Consider the following 20,972-nt stretch of genomic DNA (forward strand, 5'->3'; position numbering starts at 1 on the left):
CCCGGGTGCTGGCCTACGGTCCGCACCAGGCTGATCGTCATATGCCGAACGATGGTGTTAAACTAACAAGAAACTTTCTTAAAAGAAACGCCCGTTAGCCGATCGTGACGAGAAGGGTGCGCAGATGAGCCGAGACCCGGGAGTCCCCCGTCTGCTGCGCCGGCTGAACGACCGCGCGGCACTCGAGTTGCTCCTCGGCGACGGCCCACTGACGCGGGCCGAGCTCGGTGCGCGTACCGGGCTCTCCAAGGTAACGGCAGGTCAGCTTCTCGCGCGATTGGAGGAACGGGGCCTGGTCGAAGTGGCAGGCGAGCGGGCGGGAGGCAGGGGGCCGCACGCCGCCCTCTATGCCGTGGTCCCCTCCAGCGCGTACGTCGCCGGCCTCGAAGTCCTGCCCGACAGCCTCACCGTCGCTGTGGCGGACATCACAGGCCGCGTGGTGGTCGAGGTCACCCTCAACCCCGCCGACGGCCGCGACCCCGTCAAGGCGGTGCACGCGGCCGTCCAGCGGGCCTGCGACACGGCCAACGTCAGCCTGTCGCGGCTGCGCGCGTTCGTCATCGGCACCAGGGGCGTGGTCGACCCGCTCACCGGCGACGTGCGCATCTCGGTCGACCTGCCCTCCTGGCACGTCGGCGTGCTGGCCAGCCTGCGCGAGACCCTCGGCGCCTCCGTGACGATAGAGAACGACGTCAACCTCGTCGCCCTGGCCGAGCACAGATACGGCGCCGCCGAAGGCGTCGACGACTTCGTGCTCGTCTGGGCCGGCGTCGGCCAGGGGCTCGGCGTCATGCTCGGCGGCCGGCTGCACCGCGGTATCAGCGGCGGCGCGGGCGAGATCGGCTGGCTGCCGGTCCCCGGGCAGCCGCTGCCCAGCGACGTACGCCGGCCGCAGACCGGCTCGTTCCAGCGCCTGGTGGGCCACGACGCCCTGCGCGGCCTGGCCGGAGAACGCGGCGTGACCGGCGCGAGCGTGCCCGACCTGGTACGCGGCGGCGACGACGACTACCTCGACGCCGTCGCGGCCCGGCTGGCCCTGGGCGTGGCCGCCGTGACCGTCGTGCTCGACCCCGGCCTCATCGTGCTCAGCGGCGACATCGGCAGGGCCGGCGGCGAGCGGCTGGCCGCCAAGGTGGAGGAGGCCGTGGCCCGCATGTGCCCCAGCAGGCCGAGCGTCGTCGTCAGCCGGGTGGCCGGCAACCCCGTGCTGCGCGGCGCTCTGGTGGCCGCCCTTGAGCAGGCCCGGGAGCAGGTCTTCTCCGACACTGTGTGAGAATTCTTGCCCATGTGGCAGTCCTCGAACGACGTCGTGCTGATCTCCGACCCGCGTGTGACCTCGATCCCCGTGCGTGAATGCGGCGAGCCGCTGGCCGACGTACGCGGGCGGCTGCGCGTGGACTCACGGCTGGCCGACGAGCAGGGCGCCTACGCCCACCTGCGGGAGGGCGTGCTGCGCCGGCTGGAGCAGGCCCAGGGCCTGCTGCCCGACGGCTACCACCTGCTGGTCGTCGAGGGTTACCGGCCGGTCGCCACGCAGCGCCGGATCTTCGACGAATACCGAGCCACGCTCACCGGGCTGACGCCCGAGGAGTCGTATGTCGCGGCCAGCCGCTACGTCTCCCCGGTCGAGGTCGCCCCCCACACCGCCGGTGCGGCGGTCGACCTGACCCTGTGCTCGCCCGACGGTACGGAATACGACATGGGCACCCAGGTCAACGACAACCCCGAGCAGAGCGACGGCGCCTGCTACACCGCCGCCCCCGGCATCTCCGACGACGCCCGCGCCCACCGCAAGCTCCTGGCCGCCGCCCTGGAGCCCGCCGGGCTGGTCAACTACCCCACCGAATGGTGGCACTGGTCGTACGGGGACCGTTACTGGGCGATGTCCACGCAGGCAGAGCACGCGCGCTACGGCCCCGTGGAATTTACCGTCTGACACCGCTCAGTCGAAAGGTTTTCCGACGGGCGTGGGACGGGCACAACATGATGCGGAGACTGTGGACTCCCCCAGTGAGGTGCCGGCATGGTTCCGCTCATCGGGATCGAAGAGGAATACCTCATCGTTGATCCCCGCACCCGCCACGTAGCTCCCCGAGCGGCCGAAGTCCTGGCCGCGGCGACCGACGTGCTGGACGTGGTGCATGAAATCACCAGATTCCAGGTGGAGGCTCGTACACCGCCCTCCGCCGACCTCAGCGAGCTGGGCTTCCAGCTCCGCGCAGCGCGAAAGGAGGTGGCCCTTGCGGCCCGCTCGTGCGGGCTGGCCGTCGTCGCGAGCGGCATCCCGGTCCTGGGTGCCGTGGTGCCCTCACCGCTCACCGACGACGACCGTTATCTCCGGGGCAGGACCCTCTATCGGGCCCTTCAGGACGAGATCAGCATCTGCGCCCTGCACGTGCACGTGGACGTGCCCGACCCCGAGCACGCCGTCTACGTGAGCAACCACCTGCGGCCCTGGCTGCCCACGCTGATCGCGCTGGCCGCCAACTCGCCGTTCTTCGTGGGCCGCGACACGGGCTACGCCTCGTGGCGGGTGATCAGCTGGGGCCGCTGGCCGGTCTCCGGCGCGCCACCCTACTTCCGCTCGTTCGGCGACTACGAGCTGGCCCTCCAGGCGCTGGCGGAGTCGGGCGCGCTGCTCGACGCCAAGACCGTCTACTGGGACGCGCGCCCGTCGCCCCGGCTGCCCACCGTGGAGATCAGGGTGGCCGACGTGCCGCTCGACGTGGCCGACAGCCTCACCCTGATCGGGCTGATCAGGGCGCTCGTCGTCACCGCGCTGACCGCTGTCCGGCGAGGGGACCGCGGGCTGCCGATTCCTGCCGAGGTGCTGCGCGCCGCCTACTGGCGGGCCGCCCGCGACGGGTTACGCGGCGACAGCCTCGACGTACGGCACGGCACGCTGGTCCCGGCCGCGGTGATGGCCGGGCGCCTGCTGGAGCACGTACGCCCGGCGCTGGCGGAGACCGGTGACCTGACCTTCATCCAGGAGGGCCTCGACCGGTTGCTGCGCGAGGGGTCGGGGGCCATGCGCCAGCGCAGGGCGTACGAGAGGGGTAATGATCTGGCCGAGGTGGTGGACGACCTCATCGAGGCCACCGTGGCCTGAGGCGAGACGGGTGTGGTCAGCGCAGCGCGAGGGCGGCGGCCACACCCAGGCCGAAGGCGACGACCACGCCGCGCAGCACCTTCGGCGGCATGAGCCTGGCCAGGCGGGTGCCGAGCAGCCCGCCCGCCAGGCTGGCCGGCGCGATCACCGCCACGGCCCGCCAGTTCACGGGGCCGAACAGCGAGAAGGCGACGACCGAGACCGAGCTGACGACCAGCGACAGCACGGCCCGCACGGCGTTCACGCGATGCAGGTTGTCGTGCAGGAACATGCCGAGCACGGTCAGCAGCACCACGCCCATCCCGCCGTTGAAGTAGGCGCCGTAGCAGCCGCCGAGGAACACCCCGGCGTACACCATGCGGCTGACCGGCTCGTCCGCCTCGCCCCCGAACAGGCGGCGCAGCCACGGCTGGGCCAGCAGCGCGAGGCTGGCGAAGGCCACCAGCCACGGCACCATCGACTCGAACAACTTCCCCGGCGTGAGCAGCAGTAACGAGCTGCCCACGCACGCCCCCAGCACCGCGGTGACCGCCAGGCTCACCGTCCTGCTGCGCTGGCCGCGCAGCTCCTTGCGGTAGCCCACCGCGCCGCCCAGGTAGCCCGGCCAGAGCGCCACCGCGTTGGTCACGGTGGCGGTCAGGCCGGGAAGCCCCAGCGCCAGCAGCGCGGGGAAGGAGACGAGCGTTCCTCCCCCTGCCAGGGCGTTCACCACGCCGGCCAGCAGACCGGCTCCTACCAGGAAGAGCAGATCGGTGACCGTCATCGGCCGGCTGCGTAGCCCTGGGCGCCACGCGGGTTGGCGGCGGCCTTGAGGAAGGCGCCGTCGCGCGCGACCGCGCTGAGCCGGCCGAGCGCCCACGCGCCCGGCGTTTCGACCTCGTGCCCGCGCCGCCGCAGCTCCGCGATGACGCCCGCGTCCACGCGGTCCTCGACGTGCATGACGCCGGGACGGGAGGCGCGCGGGAAGAACGAGCTGGGGAAGTGCTCGGAGTGGAACATGGGGGCGTCGATGGCCTCCTGGAGGTTCAGCCCTCCGTGCACGATCGACAGGAAGAAGTTCACGCTCCACTGGTCCTGCTGGTCGCCGCCGGGGGTGCCGAAGGCCAGCCACGGCTTGCCGTCCCTGAGCGCGAACGACGGCGACAGCGTCGTACGCGGGCGCGCGCCAGGACGCAGCACCGTTGCCACGCCCTTCTGCAGCCAGAACATCTGGGCCCGCGTGCCCAGGCAGAAGCCCAGCCCGGGAATGGTCGGGGAGCTCTGCAGCCAGCCGCCGCTGGGCGTGGCCGACACCATGTTGCCCCACCGGTCCACGACATCGATGTGACACGTGTCACCCTTGACCATGCCATCACGTGCCACGGTCGGCTCGCCCACCCCCTGCGGCTTGCGCGAGCCCGACAGACCCGGCGCGTCGCTCCCCGTGCCCGGCTCGGGGAAGACGGGCAGCCGGGGCGTGCGCCCGCCGGGCGCGCCCGGCCGCAGCTCCAGGCTGGCCTGCGCGCCGATCAGCCGCCGCCGCTCGGCGTTGTACGCCGGGCTCAGCAGGTCGCCCATGGGCACGTCGGTGTCGCCGTACCAGGCTTCGCGGTCGGCGAAGGCCAGCTTGGCGGCCTCGGTCACCGTGTGCAGGTAGTCGGCGCCGAGGAAGTCCATCGCGTCCAGGTCGAACCCGTCGAGCAGGGCGAGCTGCTGCAGGAAGACCGGTCCCTGGCCCCACGGCCCCGTCTTGGCCACCGTGTGACCGCGGTAGTCGAAGGTCGCCGGCTCCTCCACCGAGGCCGCCCAGCCGGCCAGGTCGTCGCCGGTCAGCAGGCCGCCGTGCACCTCGCCCGAGCTGTCCCGCCAGGCTGTGGTCCGGCTGAACTCGGCGATCGTCTCGGCGACGAAGCCCTCGTACCAGGTCTTCCTGGCGGCCTCGATCTGGCCCTCGCGGGTGCCGGAGGCCGACTCGGCCTCGGCGATCACCCGCCGGTAGGTGGCGGCCAGCACCGGGTTGGCCAGCTTGGCGCCGGGCTCGGGCACGTCTCCGCCGGGCAGCCAGGTCGCCGCCGACGTCGGCCAGTCCTGCTCGAACAGGGTGCGCACCGACTCGATCGTGGCCGAGATCCGCTCCAGCACCGGCACGCCGTGCTCGGCGTAGTGGATCGCCGGGGCCAGCACGTCGGCCAGCGACCAGGTGCCCCAGCGCTCCAGCATCAGCATCCAGCCGCCGAACGCCCCCGGCACCGTCGCCGCCAGCAGCCCGGTGCCGGGCACGACGTCCAGGCCGAGCTCGGTGAAGCGCTCGATGGTCGCCGCCGCGGGGGCCACGCCCTGACCGCACACGACCGAGACCTTCTGCTCGGCCTCGTTCCACAGCAGGATCGGCACCTCGCCGCCGGGGCCGTTCAGATGCGGCTCGGCGACCTGCAGCACGAATCCGGCGGCCACGGCGGCGTCGAAGGCGTTCCCGCCGCGTTCCAGCACACTCATGCCGGTGGCCGAGGCCAGCCAGTGGGTACCGGCGACCATGCCGAAGTCGCCCTTCAGCTCGGGCCTGGTGGTGAACAAACTCACTCCTTCACTAGGGGTGCGGCCGCGTCGGGGACGCGGTCCGCCGTTACCAGGTGGCAGGCGGCCGGATGGGCCGCGCCACGTGGGTCTCGCAAGAGGGGCTCGGACGTGCGGCACTCGTCGTACGCCAGCGGGCACCGCGTGTGGAACCGGCAGCCGGCCGGCGGATCGACCGGGCTCGGCACGTCGCCGCCGAGCACGATCCTGCGCCGCTCCCGCTGCGCGACCGGATCGGCCACCGGGGCGGCCGACAGCAGGGCCTGCGTGTACGGATGCCGCGGCTGCGCGAAGATCTCGGCCGTCGGCCCCGACTCGACGATCCGGCCCAGATACATGACCGCGATCCGGTCGGCCAGGAACTCCACGACCGACAGGTCATGGGTGATGAACAGGCACGAGAAGCCCATGTCCCGCTGCAGGTCGGTGATCAGGTTGAGCACCGACGCCTGCACGGACACGTCCAGCGCCGACACCGGCTCGTCCGCCACGACCAGCTTGGGTTCCAGAATCAGGGCCCTGGCCAGCCCCACCCGCTGCCGCTGCCCGCCGGACAGCTCGTGCGGGTAGCGCTTGCGCATCTCCTGGCGCAGCCCGACCTTCTCCAGCATGGCCGCCACGCGCCCGGCCGTCTCGCGCCGGTCGCTCACCTTGTGCCGCAGCAGCGGCTCGCCGACGATCTGCTCGATCGTGAAGCGCGGGTTGAGCGAGGAGAACGGGTCCTGGAAGACCATGTGGACCTCGCGGCGCAGCGGCCGCATGGCCCGGCGCGACAGGTGGGTGATGTCGGTGCCGTTCAGCTCGATCGAGCCCGAGGTGGGCTCGGTCAGCCGCAGCACGCACTTGCCGACCGTGGACTTGCCGCTGCCCGACTCGCCGACCAGGCCGAGCACCTCGCCCTGGCCGATCTCCAGCGACAGGCCGTCCACGGCGCGTACCGGGCCGTAGTGCTTGACCAGGTTGTCGATCCGCAGGATCACTTGCCGCCTCCCGGGTGGAAACAGGCCGCCAGGTGGCGGTCGGCCTGGCGTACGAGCTGGGGCCTGGACAGGCGGCAGTCGTCCTGGGCGCGCGGGCAGCGGTCATGGAAGGCGCACTCGTCGGGGTCCGACATCGGCGAGGGCACCATGCCGGGGATCTCCGCCAGCCGCCCGTTCACCGCCGCCGACGGCAGCGCCTTCATCAGCCCCAGCGTGTACGGGTGCCGCGGCTCGGCGAACAACTGCGCCACCGGGGCCTGCTCGACCGCGCGGCCCGCGTACATGACCACGGCGCGGTCGGCGATGTCGGCCACCACGCCCAGGTCGTGCGTGATGAGGATGATCGCGGTGCCCAGCCGGTCCCGCAGGTCGCGGAAGACGTCCAGCACGCCGGCCTGGATCGTCACGTCGAGCGCCGTGGTGGGCTCGTCGGCGATCAGCACCCGCGGCGAGCAGGCCACCGCGATGGCGATCATCACCCGCTGCCGCATGCCGCCGGAGAGCTGGTGCGGGTACTCCTTCATCCTGCGCCCGGGCGCCGGGATGCCGACCAGCTCCAGCAGCTCCTCCGCCCGCCTGGCAGCGGCCTGCCTGGACAGGCGCTCGTGCCGGCGCAGCACCTCGGCGATCTGGTAGCCGACGGTGAACGACGGGTTCAGCGAGGTCATCGGCTCCTGGAAGACGACTGAGACCGTCTTGCCGCGCACGCGCCGCAGCTCCGACTCGGGCAGCGTGGTCAGCTCGCGGCCGTCCAGCTTGATCGAGCCGCTCAGCTCGGTCGTGTCGGGCGGCAGCAGCCTCGGCACCGACATCGCGGTGACCGACTTGCCGCAGCCCGACTCGCCGCACAGCGCGAGGATCTCGCCCTCGTCCAGGGTGAGCGAGATGTCCCTGACCGCCTGGACGAGCCCGTCCTCGGTCCTGAAACCGACGCGGAGGTCGGTGATCTCCAGCAGGCTCATCGGGCGCTCCTCGGATCCAGTACGTCGCGCAGCCCGTCGCCGAGCAGGTTGAAGCCCAGCGTGGCCAGCGCGATCATCAGCCCCGGCCAGATCGCCAGCCAGGGCGCGTCGCTCAGGTACTGCTGCGCGGTCGTCAGCATCACGCCCCACGACGGGGTCGGCGGCTGCACGCCCAGGCCCAGGAACGACAGCGTGGACTCGCCGATGATCGCCGCCGGGATCGCCACCGTGGCCTGCACGATGAGAGGGCTGGCGCAGTTCGGCAGCACGTACCTGAAGATGATGTGCCCGTCGCCCGCACCGTCGGCGATGGCCGCGGCCACGTAGTCCATCTCCCTGACCGCCAGCACCTCGCCGCGGGTGATCCGGATGACGGCGGGCAACTGCGCGAAGCCCAGTGCCAGCACCACGCCCTTCAGCGACGGCCCGATGATCGCCGCCAGGCCGACCGCGAACACCAGGAACGGGAAGGCCAGCGTCACGTCCACCAGCCGCATCACGATCGGGTCCAGCCAGCGCCGGTAGAACCCGGCGACCAGCCCGATCGGGATGCCGATGATCATCGCCAGCAGTGTGGACAGCACGCCCGCCTGCAGCGAGACCTGGGCGCCGTGCGCGATCCTGGCCAGGGCGTCCCGGCCCAGGTCGTCGGTGCCCATCGGGTGCGCGCCCGACGGGGGAGCGAGGGTGGCCATGTAGTCCTGCGCGGCCGGGTCGCCGGTGACCAGGGGCCCTACCAGCGCCAGCAGCACGAACGCGACCACCAGCACGAGACCGGCCATCGGCATGGGCCTGCGCCGGAAGCGCCGCCACAGCCGCGTCCGGCTCATCACCTCAGTCATGGCCGCCTCCCGAGAGCCGGATCCGCGGGTTGAGGAAGGCGTAGGCGATGTCGACCAGCAGGTTGACCACCACGTAGCCGACGACCGTGACCAGCACGACCGCCTGGATGACGGGATAGTTCCTGGTCAGGACCGCGTCCACGGTGAGCTTGCCGAAGCCGGGGATGACGAAGATCTGCTCGGTCACCACGGCGCCGCTGATCAGCGCGCCGAGCTGCAGGCCCAGCACGGTCACCACGGTCGTCAGGCTGTTGCGCAGCGCGTGCGCGCCGACGACCTTGACCTCCGGCAGGCCCTTCGACCTGGCGGTCCTGACATAGTCGGCCGACAGCGCGCCCAGCATCGCCGAGCGGGTCTGCCGCATGAGGATCGCCGCGAAGCCGGTGCCGAGCACGAGCGCGGGCAGGATCATGCGCTGCAGGTTCTGGCCGGGGTCCTCGGTGAAGGGGACGTAGCCGGAGGCGGGCAGGACCCGCCAGGTCACCGCGAACAGCAGGATGCCGAGCAGGCCCAGCCAGAAGTGCGGCACCGACAGCCCGGCCAGGCCGAAGCCGGTGGCCACGTAGTCGGCGAACCTGCCGCGGCGCACGGCCGCGACGATGCCCGCGCCCACGCCGACGACGATCGCGACCAGCATGGCCAGCGCCGACAGCTCCAGCGTCACGGGGATCCGCTCGGCCAGGATGTCGATCACCGGGAGCTGGTCCTGCGTCGAGCGGCCGAAGTTGCCGGTGACGGTCTGGGCGACGTAGTCCACGTACTGCGCGGGCAGCGGCTTGTCCAGGCCGAACTCGTGCCGGATGGCCTCGATCGCGGCGGGCGAGGCCTCCTGGCCCGCCATGACCGTGGCCGGGTCTCCCGGCAGCGCCCTGATCCCCAGGAAGATCAGGACGCTGGACAGGAAGAGCACGATCACCGCCGACCCGCAGCGCCGGAGGATGAACCAGAGCATTACGCGGCGAACCCGGCGGTGACGAAGCGCGGCAGGCCGTCCTTGAAGTACTGGACGCCGGCGACCGTCTTGTGCATGCCGAGGTAGTACTTGTTGTGGTACAGGTACACCACGCCCCGCAGCTCGGCGGCCTTCTTCATGGCGGCCCCGTACAGCTCGGCGCGCTTGTCCGGGTCGGTCTCGGCGGCGGCCTGCTTGATCGGGTCGTCGATGCCCGGGTCGGACATGCCGGCGTAGTTGTTGCTGCCCTGCGTCGTGACCAGGTTCGTCAGGTTGCCGTCCGCGTCCACCCGGCCCGACCAGCCGCTCAGCAGGGTGTCGAACTTGCCGGCCTTGCCCTGCTCCAGCACGCTGACGAATTCGGCCGTCTGCACGCTCACGTTGAAGCCGGCCTCCTTGACCATCGACTGGATGACCTGCGCCAGACGCTGGTTGACGGCGTCGTTCGGGGTGGCCATCGAGACCGGGATCGGCGTCGGCACACCGGATGCCTGCACGAGCTGCTTGGCCTTGGCCAGGTCACGCTTCGGGCAGGTCAGATCCTTCGGCCGGAACGGGCTGTCGTTCGGCACCGGGTAGCAGTCGACCTCGTGCAGGCCGTTGTATACGGTCTTGTTGATCGCGTCCCGGTCGAGCGCCAGCTCGAACGCCTCACGCAGCTGCGGGCTCTTGCCCAGCGCCGTGTCCACCGGGCCTGGCTTCTTGGTCGAGCCGTTCGCGTTGCCGATGTTGATCTGGAAGCCGTAGTAACCCAGCCCGCCGCCGGAGACCACGGTCAGGTTGGGGTCGTCCTGCACGCCCTTGACGGTGTTGGTGGCGAGCTGGTCGCCCACCTGCACGTCGCCGGACTTGAGGTTCGCGGCCCGCACGTTGGGGTCGACGATGATTTTGTATACGAGCTTGTCCAGCTTGACCTTGGCCGCGTCGTAGTAGTCCGGCGCCTTCTCCAGCGAGATCTGGCTGCCGGACGTCCGGCTCGCGAACTTGAACGGCCCCACGCACACCGGGCTCGCGCCGAAGTTGTCGCCTTCGGCGTCCAGGGCCTTCGGCGACATGATCATTCCAGCGCGGTCCGCGAGCTGCGCGGTCAGCGGGGTGAACGCCTGCGTCAGAGTGAGCTTCACCGTCGCGGGGTCGACGACCTCCACCTTGGAGACCGCCGCCAGGTCGGCCTGGCGGGCCGACTTCTCCCACGTACGGTGGCGGTCCAGCGACTTCTTCACCGCGTCGGCGTCGAGCGCCGTGCCGTCGTTGAACTTCACGCCTTCGCGCAGCTTGATCGTCACCTCCTTGCCGTCGCCCGACAGCTCGGGCAGGGCCGAGGCGAGCTGCGGCACCAGGGCGGAGGATGCGTCGATGTCGTAGAGCTTCTCGCACATGTTCGCGAACACCTCGCGGCCCACCAGCGTGGTCGAGATGCTCGGGTCCAGCGCGTCGGGGTCGGCGTTGAGAGCGATGTTGAGCGTGCCGCCGCTCTTGACCGCCCGGTGGTCGGCCGAGGCGCTGGCTATGGAACTAGGTGCCGCGGGTGTGGTGCTCGATCCGCCGCCGCCGCAAGCCGTCAGGGCGAGGGGGAGTGTCACGAGCGCCGCGACGACCTTGGGTGACGGTCGCATGGGGGCCTCCGTTGAAAAACGTTTAGGAGACTGTATACAAGATCTGACATTTCAGGGATGTTTCGTGACCCTATGTCGTTATCTGAGTGTTTCCTAATCGTTTGCCGGTTTTGGCTCGCGGGTGGCGGCCAGGAACGACCGCCGGGCCGCCGCTACGTGCGCGACCGCCCTGGCCTGCGCTTCGTCCTCGTCGCCCGCCTCGATCGCCTCCCACAGGCTCAGGTGCTCCTGCCAGGAGTGCGGGCCCCGGACGGCGGCCGTCTGACTGAAGATCCACTGCGCCCGCTGCAGCATCGGCTTCATCATCAGGGCGAGGTACGAGTTCCCCGCCGCCTCGCCCACCGCCAGGTGGAACGCGGTGTTCAAATCGGCCACCTCTTCCAGCCGGCCGCTCTCCACCGCCTCCTTGGCCTGGTCGAGCACCTGCCGCAGCCGTGCTGCCGAGGCCGAGCCCCGCTTGCGCGCCGCCAGCCGCGCCGCCAGCCCCTCGACCGCCATGCGCACGTCGAAGAGCTCCTCACCCTCCTCCGCCGACAGCCGCGCTACTGTGGCGCCGATCCGGGGGACGACCCGGATGAAGCCCTCGGCGGCCAGCACCCTGATGGACTCGCGCACCGGGTTGCGGGAGACACCGAGCGCGGCGGCCAGCCGATCCTCGACCAACCGCTCACCCTGGGCCAGCTCGCCGGACAGTATGCGCCGGCGCAGCTCGTTGGTGACCTCGTCCCGCAAGGTCCGGTGGGCCGCGCCCAGCGTGAGATCAGTCATATCGGACTAATCGTATACAGGAGGTCATCTGCGCTGCGCCGGGGTACCGGTCGGCGTCCGTCACCTCCCTGGCCGCCTCCCGGAGACCGTCGAACTTCTTACCCGGCCGCCGCCTTCTTCTTCGCCCGGTGCGGGAGCCACAGGCCCGTGCCGTACATAGTCAGGCCGAGCAGGACGAAGCCGATCGCCACCGGCCAGCGCAACCCGGGCTCCATGTACGTGGCCAGGAACCAGGAGTGCCGGAGCTGCCCGTTGGAGACCATGACCGCCGCCACGACGCCCTGCGGGAACAGCGGGATCGCGCCCAGCGACCAGCAGATCATCACGATCGCCCGATGCGACGTCGGCATGTCGGGCAGCTTGAACGCGGACGGCTTGGGGCTCTCCGGCCTGCGTCCCGTACGCATGAGGTGCAGCAGCTCCGGCCCCCGGGCCGCCAGCCGCCGATCCGCCAGCAGGCCCAGGCCCCAGTAGCACAGCGCGCCGGTGGCCAGCCCGGCCGCGACACCCCACCAGCCGTACAGTGTCGCGACGGCGATGGCCGGCGCGCCGGTCAGGGCTACGAGCACCATCATCAGGTACGCGAGCCCCGTCAGGGCGCCGTCTTCCTCGCTCGTACGCAGCGGGTTGCCGCCCCGGTTCTGCGGGTCGGTGCCGGGCACCAGCGCGTACACCGAGATGAGCGGCACCAGCCCCGCGCCGCCGCCGAGCAGCGCGGCCGTGGCCGTCAGGATCACCGCCCACGGGCCGCCGGTGATCAGCGTGCACGCCACCGCCACCAGCACCGCCACCGGGCCCACCATCACCAGCCAGGCCAGTTGCCTGCCCCGCACGTCGGACGAACCCGGCGTCATCAGGGCGAGCCAGAGGGAGGTGCCGTCGGTGCCGTACAGGTTGGAGGTCATCGAGGCCGCCATGACGATGAAGATCGGGGCCGCCCAGGGCAGCATGTCCGTCCAGCCCAGCACGAGCGGCGCGCTCGCGAAGAACACCCCGTAGGCGAGGGCGAACGTGAGCTGGTGGTTGCGCACCAGGTCCCGCGACCAGGTACGCAGCTCCTTGGCCACCACCGCCTCCCGGCCGTTGCGGGCCCGCATCGGCCGCCGGCCGCGGGTCGAGGGCCGGTTCGCGCCCGCCCGGCGGGTCAGCAGCCCCGCCCACGTCGCCAGCAGCAGCGCGATGAGCACGACCATCGCGGCCAGCGCCAGATAGTCGCCCTGGACGGCGAGCAGCCCCCAGCCGGACGGCAGGTAGCGGACGAACTCCGGGATCTGCGCGCCCTGCCCGAACGCCACCGCGAACACCCACGCCTGGCCCAGGAAGGCCAGCACCACACCGTTGAGCAGGCCCGCGCCGATCGCCCCTGCCCGCGAACGCAGCGCGATGCCCAGCAGCGCCACCGCCACCTTCGACAGCAGCACGAACACTGCCAGCTGCAACACCATCGCCGGCACCGCCACGAGCGCGTTCACCGGTGACGTGGCCGCGACGACAAGACCGGCCAGCGCGATCAGGCCGATCACCGGGGCCACGCCCACGAACGCCGACACCAGCAGCGCGGTCGCCAGCCGCCACGGGGGCAGCCCTATCAGGGAGAAGAACTCCGGGCGCAGCGTCTCGTCACCGCCGCCGGAGAAGACGGGGCCGATGATCCAGCCCAGCATCCACACCGCGAGCGCGGCGGCCAGCCAGTCGCCCTCCAGGAAGGCCAGGTAGATCGTGCCCGCAGCGAGCACCAGGCCGAGCGTGCCGCCCGAGGCCATCATGGTGCCCTTGTCGCCCTTCAGCGAATGGCGCAGGATCGCGAGCTTCATCTGGGCCATGGTGACGGCTACAGCCATGACAGCCCCTTGGTCGCGGTGGTGCCGGAGCCGACCAGTTCCACGAACCTGTCCTCGAGCGTGGCCGTGCCGCGTACCTCGTCCAGCGTGCCGGCCGCCGCCACCCGGCCCTTGTCGATCACGCCCACGTGGTCGCAGAGCTGCTCGACCAGCGCCATCACGTGGCTGGACAGCACGATCGAGCCGCCGCCTGCCACGAAGCCGCGCAGGATCGTCTTGATCGTCGCCGCCGAGACCGGGTCCACCGCCTCGAACGGCTCGTCCAGCACCAGCAACTTGGGCGCGTGCAACAGTGCCGTGGCCAGAGCGATCTTCTTGCGCATGCCCGTGGAGTACTCGATGACGAGTGTCTTCTCCGCGCTGTCCAGCTCCAGCACCGACAGCAGCTCCTCGGCCCGCTCGGCCACCACCTCCTTGCTCAGCCCGCGCAGCAGGCCGAGATAGGTGAGCACCTCACGCCCGGTGAGCCGCTCGGGCATCGCCAGGCCATCCGGCAGCACGCCGACGAGCTGCTTGGCCTTCCCCGGGTCGGACCAGACGTTCGAGCCGAAGATCCACGCCGCTCCCGCGTCGGGCCGCAGCAGGCCGACCGCCATGGACAGCGTGGTCGTCTTGCCCGCGCCGTTCTGCCCGACCAGGCCGTAGAAGGAACCCTGGGGGACGGTCAGATCGACGTGGTCCACGGCGGTTTTGTCGCCGAAGGTCTTGGCTAAGCCCTTGATCTGCAAGGCCGCTGTCATGGTTGTCTCCTGGTCGCGATGGTGAAGGTGGTGACCAGCTCACGGGTGAGCAGGCCGAGGTCGAAGTCGGGGTCGTGAAGGAGACGCCCCGGCACGGCGTCGATGGCTCCCCGGATGGCGATGGCCATGGTCCGCTGGTGGAAGTCGCGGAACTCGCCGGTCCGTCGGCCCCAGTCCAGGATCTTCTCCAGGTCGGTGATGGCCACCTCGGCCTGCTCGGCGTACGGCCCCTGGCCGCTTTCCCCGCCTTGGGCGTGCGTGACGATCTCCACCAGCGCCAGGAGGGGCTTGCGGTGCAGCCGCATGAACTCGAGGTTGCCCTCGATGTACGCGTGCAGCGCCTCCGTCGCGGAGGGCTGTGCCAGGATGCGCGGGAGCATCAGGTCGATGGCCAGCTTGGCCACCTCCGCGACGACGGCCTGGATGAGCTGGTCCTTCCCGCCGAAGTGATACGAGATCACGCCGCTGCTGATCTTCGCCTGCTTGGCGATCCTGGCCATGGTGGCGTGGGCGTAGCCGTGCTCGGCGATCACTTCGATGGCACACGCGATGATCTGGGCCCGGCGGGCCTCTTCAATGAACGTGCGACTTTCTGGCTGCACAGGCAGAACTTTAAACGGTCATTCAAATTTTTGGAAGAGCAGCCAGCCATCGGGATGATCAGGTCCGAGAAGTCACGCCGTCAAGGCGGATACGCGCTGGTCCGCAGGTTCGCCGGCGAATGCCTCAGCCAGGGCGACCGCGGCACTGGACGGCGCCCACCACCACTGGGCGCCGCCCCTTCGCTCAGGCCCGCAGCCGCAGCCCGCGTGGCGTCGGATGGAAGCCGGCCGCCTCCAGGGCCGCGGCCAGCGGGGAGTCCACGATGGAGGCGCCGTCGGCCCGCTCCACCGTCAGCTTCCCCAGCGCCCCGTCACGTACGGCCAGGGCCAGCGCGTCCACCGCCGGCTGCAGCCGGTCGCCATCGGTGAACGACAGCAGCGTCTTGCCGCCACGTTCCACGTAGAGCACCAGATGACCGTCCACCAGCACGACGAGCGCGCCCGCCTTCCTGCCCGGTTTGTGCCCGACGTCGCCGGGACGCTGCGGCCAGGGAAGCGCGGCGCCGTACGGGCTGGCCGGATCCGCGGACGCCAGTACCACGGCCCGCCGCCCGCCACCCGCCTTGGCCGTCCCGGGGGCGGGCTGGGAGGTCGGTGCTATGCCCGGCGCCATGGCGCGCATGCGGTCCACCGCCCCCGGCAACGCGAACTGCGCGCCGCCGAGCCCTTCGACGAAGTACCCCCTGCGGCACCGCCCGCTCTCCTCGTACGCCCGCAGCACCTGATAAACAGGCGTGAACCCGCCGGGCAACCGTTCCGACGTCACTGCCCCCCGCGTCACCACGCCGTGCCGTTCGAGCAGCACCTCGGCCTGGGCGTGGGCGCGCTGGGTCGCGTCGTCGGCGGGGGAGGGCAGCAGCCACCACCGGCCGGCCACCGTCGGCGGCCCGCTGCGGCTGGGCAGTACGGCCCGGCGCCGCCGCGTCGTGGCCGGCCGGTGCGCGGGACGTCCGGTGCCGAGCGTGGCCCGCAGCGGTGCGAGGGTGTCGCCGGAGATCCGCCCCGCCCACACCAGGTCCCACAGCGCGGACACCAAGGTCGCGTCGTCCAGCGAGCCGACCTGGTCGGAGATCCCGCGGAAGAACAGCGCCCCACCCCCGCCGAGCAGCTCAAGCACCCGCTCGTGCACCGGCGTCACGGTGATCTCGGCGGGTTCGGGCATCAGCAGCGGCGCCGTGTCGGCGAAGTAGAGCGACACCCATCCGTCACCGCCGGGCAGCGAGCCCTGACCTACCCACATCACGTCGCCCGCCGAGGTCAACTCGTCGAGCAGCGCCGGATGGTAGGCGGGCACCCGCGACGGCAGCACCAGGGTCTCCAGCGCCGAGGCGGGCACGGCGGCACCTTGAAGTTGTTCGATGGCGCGGACGAGGGAGTCCATGGCCCGGGCCGCGCCGATCGCCTCACCGCGTGGCCCGCCGACGCCGCTTCCCGTGCCGGAGCCGGTGACGCCGTGCCAGGCGGGCAGGAACAGCGCGAGCGTCTCGGGGGCGACCGGCTCGACCTCCTTGCGCAGCCTGGCCAGCGACCTGCGGCGCAACATCCGCAGCACGCCCGCGTCGCACCATTCCTCGCCGCGCCCGCCCGGCCGGAACTCGCCGTTGACGACCCGCCCGGTCGCGGCCAGCCGCCGCAGCGCGTCGCTCACCACGGCCACGCCGAGCCCGAACCTGGCGGCCGCCGTGTCGGCGTGGAAGGGCCCGCGCGTGCGGGCGTGCCGGGCGACGAGGTCGGCCAGCGGATCGGACACCGGCTCCAGGAAGGCGTGCGGCACCCCAACGGGCGGCGGCACGCCCAGCGCGTCACGCATGCGGGCCGCGTCCTCGATGGCCGCCCACTGCTCCTCGCCCGCGATGCGCACCCTGATCGCCCGCCGAGCCCGTTCGAGCTCCTCCAGCCAGGCGGGATCGCCGCCGCGCACGCTCACGTCGGGCGCCAGCAGCGGCCCGTGTGAGCGCAGCAGGTCGGCGAGGTCCTCCAGATCGCGCAGCGGCCGGTCGAGCCTGGCCAGCTCGCGTTCGCTGTCGGAGATCACGTCGGGGTCGAGCAGCTCGCGCAGGTCGGCCTGGCCGAGCAGCTCGGCCAGCAGGGTGGTGTCCAGCGCCAGGGCCTGCGCCCGGCGTTCGGCCAGCGGCGCGTCTCCCTCGTACATGAACGCGCCTACGTAGTGGAACAGCAGCGAGGCCGCGAACGGTGAGGCCTGCGAGGTCTCCACCTCCACCAGCCGCACCCTGCGCGCGGCGATGTCACGCATGAGCCGCACCAGGCCAGGCACGTCGAAGACGTCCTGGAGGCACTCGCGCATCGTCTCCAGCACGATCGGGAACGAGGCGTACTGAGAGGCCACGCCCAGCAGATGGGCGGCGCGCTGCCGCTGCTGCCACAGCGGGCTGCGCCGGCCCGGCGTGCGGCGCGGCAGCAGCAGCGCCCGGCCCGCGCACTCCCTGAACCGGGAGGCGAACATGGCCGATCCGCCCAGCTCCTCGGTGACGATCTGCTCGATCTCCTCGGCGTCGAACGCCGCCACGTCGGTCGGCGGCTCGGCCAGCGTGTCGGGGATGCGCAGCACGATGCCGTCGTCGGAGTGGACGGCCTGCACGTCGATGCCGTAACGCTCGCGCAGCCGCCGGTTGATCGCCAGCGCCCACGGGGCATGGACCCGCGCGCCGTAGGGGGAGTGGATCACCACCCGCCAGTCGCCGAGCTCGTCGTGGAAGCGTTCGACCAGCAGAGTGCGGTCGTCGGGCACGTAGCCGGTCGCCTCGCGCTGCTCCTTGAGGTAGGACAGCAGGTTGCCCGAGGCGAACTCGTCGAGGCCCGCGGCGCGCATCCGTTCGGTGGAATCCTGTTTGGCCTGTTCGCGCAGGAACTGCCCGATCGCCCGCCCCAGCTCGGCCGGCCGGCCCGGCGCGTCGCCGTGCCAGAACGGCAGCTTGCCCGGCTGGCCAGGCGCGGGGGAGACGAGCACCCGGTCGGCCGTGATGTCCTCGATCCGCCAGGAGGTCGCGCCCAGCACGAACACGTCGCCGACGCGCGACTCGTAGACCATCTCCTCGTCCAGCTCGCCCACCCTGGAGGCCCGCTCGCCCACCAGGAAGACGCCGAACAGGCCGCGGTCGGGGATCGTGCCGCCGTTGGTGACCGCCAGCCGCTGCGCGCCCGGCCGCCCTTGCAGGGTGCCGGTCACCCGGTCCCACACGATGCGCGGGCGCAGCTCGGCGAACTCCTCGCTCGGGTAACGCCCGGCCAGCATGTCGAGCGTGGCCTCCAGCGCGCTCCTCGGCAGCGTCGCATAAGGGGCGGCCCGCTTGACCACCTCTTCGAGCTCGTCGACCGTCCACTCGTCGAGCGCGGTCATCGCCACGATCTGCTGGGCCAGCACGTCGAGCGGATTACGCGGATAGCGCAGCTCCTCGATCAGCCCGCTCTTCATCCGTTCGGCCACCACTGCCGTCTGCACCAGATCGCCCCGATATTTCGGGAAGATGACCCCCCTGGACACCGCGCCCACCTGGTGGCCCGCCCGCCCGATGCGCTGCAGCCCGCTGGCCACGCTCGGCGGCGCCTCCACGCAGGCGACCAGGTCGACCGCGCCCATGTCGATGCCCAGCTCCAGGCTGGAGGTGGCGACCACGGCCGGCAGGCGGCCCGACTTCAGCGCCTCCTCGATCTGCGCCCGTTCCTCCTTGGAGACCGAGCCGTGGTGAGCGCGTACGATCTCCGACACGACGCCCCCGCCGGATCCGGCCTGCGCCATCATGTCGGCGGGCATCCGCCTGACCGGCCCGGACCTCTGAGACGGCTCCCGCGGCCCCCGGTCGCCCGCGTTCCCGGCCCCACCCTCAGTTCTCGACCCGACCCCGCCCTTCGAGTCGGTCCCGCCCATCGAGTCGCCGTCGGTCGGCCCCGCGTTCAGGCCCGGTTCAACGGCCGGGCCCGTCTCCCAGATCGACAGGTCGACGGCCTCGGCGGCGGCGCCGTGCTCGCGTTCGTAGGCCAGCTCGTTGAGCCGGGTGCACAGCCGTTCGGCCAGCCGCCGCGAGTTGGCGAACACGATCGTGGAGCTGTGCGCCTCGATCAGGTCGAACAGCCGCTCCTCCACGTGCGGCCAGATCGACCGGTTGGCCGGCTCGGGCGCGAACTCCTCCTCCGCAGGCTCCCCGCGCGGCCGCCCCTCCATCTCCGTCATGTCCTCGACGGGAACGACGACCTCGACCTCGATCCGCTTGTCCGACGGCGGCTGCACCACGGTGGCCGGTCGCGCCCCGCCCAGGAACGCGGCCACATCGCTCACCGGCCGCACGGTCGCCGACAGCCCGATCCGCTGCGCCGGCCGGTCGAGCAGGGCGTCGAGCCGTTCGAGGGTGATGGCCAGGTGGGCGCCGCGCTTGGTGCCCGCGACCGCGTGCACCTCGTCCACGATCACCGTCTCCACGCTCCGCAGCGCCTCCCGCGCCTGGCTGGTGAGCAGCAGGAACAGCGACTCCGGCGTGGTGATCAGGATGTCGGACGGCCTGGCCGCGAACCGCCTGCGGTCTTCGGCCGGGGTGTCGCCCGACCTGATCGCCACCGAGATCTCCGGCACCGGCAGCCCCAGCCTGCGCGCCGTCTGCTTCAACCCGGCCAGCGGCGCGCGCAGGTTACGCTCGACGTCGACGGCCAGCGCCTTGAGCGGCGACACGTAGAGCACGCGCGTGCCCGCCTTAACGCCCGGACCGGGCTCGGGCCGCGGTTCGGCGGCCAGCCGGTCGAGCGACCACAGGAACGCGGCCAGCGTCTTGCCCGACCCGGTGGGCGCGACGACGAGGGTGTTGTCGCCACGCGAGATCGACTCCCACGCCCCCTCCTGGGCGGCCGTGGGAGCTTGGAAGGCTCCGGTGAACCATTGCCTGGTCACCTGGCTGAACTGGGCTAGCGAGCTCACCCAGCCATCCTGCCTCGCGCCACCGACAGAAAACCATTTGGCCCGGCGCCGTGCGATTGAGGGGCCGCCCGCGTGGACATACAGCGACCGTGACCATCGATTACGCGGCCATCGAAGCCCGCCGTACGGACATACGAGAGCGTTACGTGTTACCGCACCGGCCATCGAGCAGCGCGCGCGGTCTCCACCACATGGCCCTGCTCTCCTCCGACGTGGAACGGACCATCACGTTCTACCAGGAACTCCTGGAGTTCCCGCTGACGGAGATCATCGAAAACCGCGACTACAAGGGCTCCAACCACTTCTTCTTCGACATCGGCAACGGCAACCTGCTCGCCTTCTTCGACTTCCCCGGCCTCGACCTCGGGCCGTACCAGGAAGTGCTCGGCGGGCTCCACCACATCGCGATCTCCGTCGACCCCGCCACGTGGGAGCGGCTGCGCGGGAAGCTGGAGATGGCCGGCGTGCCGCACCAGATAGAGAGCGGCGCCTCCATTTACTTCAAGGACCCCGACGGCGCCCGTCTGGAACTGCTCGCCGACCATCTCGGTGAGATGTACGGCGCGCGGGTGATGTGACCTAACGCCGCGACGCCCTGCGCGTACGCGGCTTGCCCGCACGTGGTGCCTGTCTGATGCCCGCGTGCCGCTCGGCGCGCTCCGCCTTCTCCTCATGTACGGTCTGGCGCAGCGCGCGCAGTAACCGGCGGCGTCTGGCTCTGTTGGCCTTGGTTCTGGCTGTCTTCGGGGGTGAAGACTTGGGGGTCTTTGGCATGAGGATGTCCTACCCACACCTCCGGGGATTCCATACTTGAGTCCATGCGCCTGACGGAGTTCTGGAGACGGATGAACGCCCACTTCGGCGAGACGTACGCCGAATCGTGGGCCCGCGACTACGTCCTCGCGCCTCTGGGCGGGCGGACCGTGATGCAGGCGCTGGCTGACGGGGAGAGTGTGAAAACGGTGTGGCGCGCGGTCTGCCAGGTGGAGGACGTGTCGCCCAAGCTGCGGTGATCGGGGCGGGTTGTAGTCGTTCTGGGGTGGTGTTGCACCGATCGGGTGACTGAACGGACGCGGGTGGCCG

The 20,972-nt window shown here is 71.2% G+C and carries 17 protein-coding genes; 5 read left to right on the forward strand and 12 right to left on the reverse strand.

The window, feature by feature from the left end:
- Window positions 1–124: 124 nt before the first annotated feature.
- From AB0C28_RS14970 to AB0C28_RS14980, 3 genes are all read left to right on the forward strand, one after another.
- Window positions 125–1,273 carry an ROK family transcriptional regulator gene (locus tag AB0C28_RS14970; protein ID WP_357837429.1) on the forward strand — a complete coding sequence of 383 codons (1,149 nt, stop codon included), beginning with the start codon at window positions 125–127 and terminating at the stop codon, window positions 1,271–1,273.
- A gap of 12 nt (window positions 1,274–1,285) precedes the next feature.
- Window positions 1,286–1,936 (forward strand): M15 family metallopeptidase, encoded by a 651-nt coding sequence (locus tag AB0C28_RS14975; protein ID WP_357837426.1) that lies wholly within the window; start codon window positions 1,286–1,288, stop codon window positions 1,934–1,936.
- 87 nt (window positions 1,937–2,023) lie between these two features.
- Window positions 2,024–3,109 (forward strand): glutamate--cysteine ligase, encoded by a 1,086-nt coding sequence (locus AB0C28_RS14980; protein ID WP_358074752.1) that lies wholly within the window; start codon window positions 2,024–2,026, stop codon window positions 3,107–3,109.
- Window positions 3,110–3,125: 16 nt separating this feature from the next.
- On the opposite strand, the gene AB0C28_RS14985 is transcribed toward AB0C28_RS14980, so the two are convergent.
- From AB0C28_RS14985 to AB0C28_RS15040, 12 genes are all read right to left on the reverse strand, one after another.
- A complete protein-coding gene (locus AB0C28_RS14985) occupies window positions 3,126–3,872 on the reverse strand; it encodes a sulfite exporter TauE/SafE family protein (RefSeq protein WP_357837421.1) in 747 nt (248 codons plus the stop codon).
- A complete protein-coding gene (locus tag AB0C28_RS14990; RefSeq protein WP_358074755.1) occupies window positions 3,869–5,668 on the reverse strand; it encodes a gamma-glutamyltransferase family protein in 1,800 nt (599 codons plus the stop codon). Before AB0C28_RS14990 ends, AB0C28_RS14985 begins: the two co-directional genes overlap by 4 nt.
- Window positions 5,665–6,642 carry an oligopeptide/dipeptide ABC transporter ATP-binding protein gene (locus AB0C28_RS14995; RefSeq protein ID WP_357837415.1) on the reverse strand — a complete coding sequence of 326 codons (978 nt, stop codon included), beginning with the start codon at window positions 6,640–6,642 and terminating at the stop codon, window positions 5,665–5,667. The genes AB0C28_RS14990 and AB0C28_RS14995 overlap by 4 nt, the downstream gene beginning before the upstream one ends.
- The gene (locus AB0C28_RS15000; protein WP_357837412.1) at window positions 6,639–7,604 is read right to left on the reverse strand and encodes an ABC transporter ATP-binding protein; all 966 of its coding nucleotides are present in this window, start codon (window positions 7,602–7,604) and stop codon (window positions 6,639–6,641) included. The genes AB0C28_RS14995 and AB0C28_RS15000 overlap by 4 nt, the downstream gene beginning before the upstream one ends.
- A complete protein-coding gene (locus AB0C28_RS15005; RefSeq protein ID WP_358074758.1) occupies window positions 7,601–8,446 on the reverse strand; it encodes an ABC transporter permease in 846 nt (281 codons plus the stop codon). The genes AB0C28_RS15000 and AB0C28_RS15005 overlap by 4 nt, the downstream gene beginning before the upstream one ends.
- Window positions 8,439–9,398, reverse strand: coding sequence for an ABC transporter permease (locus tag AB0C28_RS15010; protein ID WP_346110060.1), 960 nt, complete (start codon window positions 9,396–9,398; stop codon window positions 8,439–8,441). Before AB0C28_RS15010 ends, AB0C28_RS15005 begins: the two co-directional genes overlap by 8 nt.
- Complete coding sequence (locus AB0C28_RS15015) at window positions 9,398–11,014, reverse strand: ABC transporter substrate-binding protein (protein WP_358074761.1); 1,617 nt, start codon at window positions 11,012–11,014, stop codon at window positions 9,398–9,400. The genes AB0C28_RS15010 and AB0C28_RS15015 overlap by 1 nt, the downstream gene beginning before the upstream one ends.
- A 93-nt stretch (window positions 11,015–11,107) precedes the next feature.
- Complete coding sequence (locus AB0C28_RS15020) at window positions 11,108–11,782, reverse strand: GntR family transcriptional regulator (protein ID WP_357837403.1); 675 nt, start codon at window positions 11,780–11,782, stop codon at window positions 11,108–11,110.
- 98 nt (window positions 11,783–11,880) lie between these two features.
- Entirely contained in the window at window positions 11,881–13,623 is a 1,743-nt protein-coding gene (locus tag AB0C28_RS15025) for a hypothetical protein (RefSeq protein ID WP_357837400.1), read from the reverse strand.
- On the reverse strand, window positions 13,614–14,363 hold the full coding sequence (locus AB0C28_RS15030; protein WP_358074764.1) for an ABC transporter ATP-binding protein: 750 nt from the start codon (window positions 14,361–14,363) through the stop codon (window positions 13,614–13,616). The genes AB0C28_RS15025 and AB0C28_RS15030 overlap by 10 nt, the downstream gene beginning before the upstream one ends.
- Complete coding sequence (locus tag AB0C28_RS15035) at window positions 14,360–14,965, reverse strand: TetR/AcrR family transcriptional regulator (RefSeq protein ID WP_358074767.1); 606 nt, start codon at window positions 14,963–14,965, stop codon at window positions 14,360–14,362. The genes AB0C28_RS15030 and AB0C28_RS15035 overlap by 4 nt, the downstream gene beginning before the upstream one ends.
- Before the next feature lie 184 nt (window positions 14,966–15,149).
- A complete protein-coding gene (locus tag AB0C28_RS15040; protein WP_358074770.1) occupies window positions 15,150–19,889 on the reverse strand; it encodes a DEAD/DEAH box helicase in 4,740 nt (1,579 codons plus the stop codon).
- An 89-nt stretch (window positions 19,890–19,978) separates the two neighbouring features.
- Here AB0C28_RS15040 and AB0C28_RS15045 point away from each other — a divergent pair, with 89 nt between their 5' ends.
- Complete coding sequence (locus AB0C28_RS15045) at window positions 19,979–20,467, forward strand: VOC family protein (protein WP_357837388.1); 489 nt, start codon at window positions 19,979–19,981, stop codon at window positions 20,465–20,467.
- 240 nt (window positions 20,468–20,707) lie between these two features.
- A complete protein-coding gene (locus tag AB0C28_RS15050) occupies window positions 20,708–20,902 on the forward strand; it encodes a DUF3046 domain-containing protein (protein WP_357837385.1) in 195 nt (64 codons plus the stop codon).
- Window positions 20,903–20,972: the final 70 nt, after the last annotated feature.

The organism is Nonomuraea sp. NPDC048892, from assembly GCF_040649735.1.
Classification (GTDB): Bacteria; Actinomycetota; Actinomycetes; order Streptosporangiales; family Streptosporangiaceae; genus Nonomuraea; species Nonomuraea maheshkhaliensis.

Bases quoted from the DNA above. Each gene is read 5' to 3' on its own strand.
- AB0C28_RS14970 (WP_357837429.1), top strand. From the start codon at position 125: ATGAGCCGAGACCCGGGAGTCCCCCGTCTGCTGCGCCGGCTGAACGAC.
- AB0C28_RS14975 (WP_357837426.1), top strand. From the start codon at position 1,286: ATGTGGCAGTCCTCGAACGACGTCGTGCTGATCTCCGACCCGCGTGTG.
- AB0C28_RS14980 (WP_358074752.1), top strand. From the start codon at position 2,024: ATGGTTCCGCTCATCGGGATCGAAGAGGAATACCTCATCGTTGATCCC.
- AB0C28_RS14985 (WP_357837421.1), bottom strand. From the start codon at position 3,872: ATGACGGTCACCGATCTGCTCTTCCTGGTAGGAGCCGGTCTGCTGGCC.
- AB0C28_RS15000 (WP_357837412.1), bottom strand. From the start codon at position 7,604: ATGAGCCTGCTGGAGATCACCGACCTCCGCGTCGGTTTCAGGACCGAG.
- AB0C28_RS15005 (WP_358074758.1), bottom strand. From the start codon at position 8,446: ATGACTGAGGTGATGAGCCGGACGCGGCTGTGGCGGCGCTTCCGGCGC.
- AB0C28_RS15010 (WP_346110060.1), bottom strand. From the start codon at position 9,398: ATGCTCTGGTTCATCCTCCGGCGCTGCGGGTCGGCGGTGATCGTGCTC.
- AB0C28_RS15015 (WP_358074761.1), bottom strand. From the start codon at position 11,014: ATGCGACCGTCACCCAAGGTCGTCGCGGCGCTCGTGACACTCCCCCTC.
- AB0C28_RS15020 (WP_357837403.1), bottom strand. From the start codon at position 11,782: ATGACTGATCTCACGCTGGGCGCGGCCCACCGGACCTTGCGGGACGAG.
- AB0C28_RS15025 (WP_357837400.1), bottom strand. From the start codon at position 13,623: ATGGCTGTAGCCGTCACCATGGCCCAGATGAAGCTCGCGATCCTGCGC.
- AB0C28_RS15030 (WP_358074764.1), bottom strand. From the start codon at position 14,363: ATGACAGCGGCCTTGCAGATCAAGGGCTTAGCCAAGACCTTCGGCGAC.
- AB0C28_RS15050 (WP_357837385.1), top strand. From the start codon at position 20,708: ATGCGCCTGACGGAGTTCTGGAGACGGATGAACGCCCACTTCGGCGAG.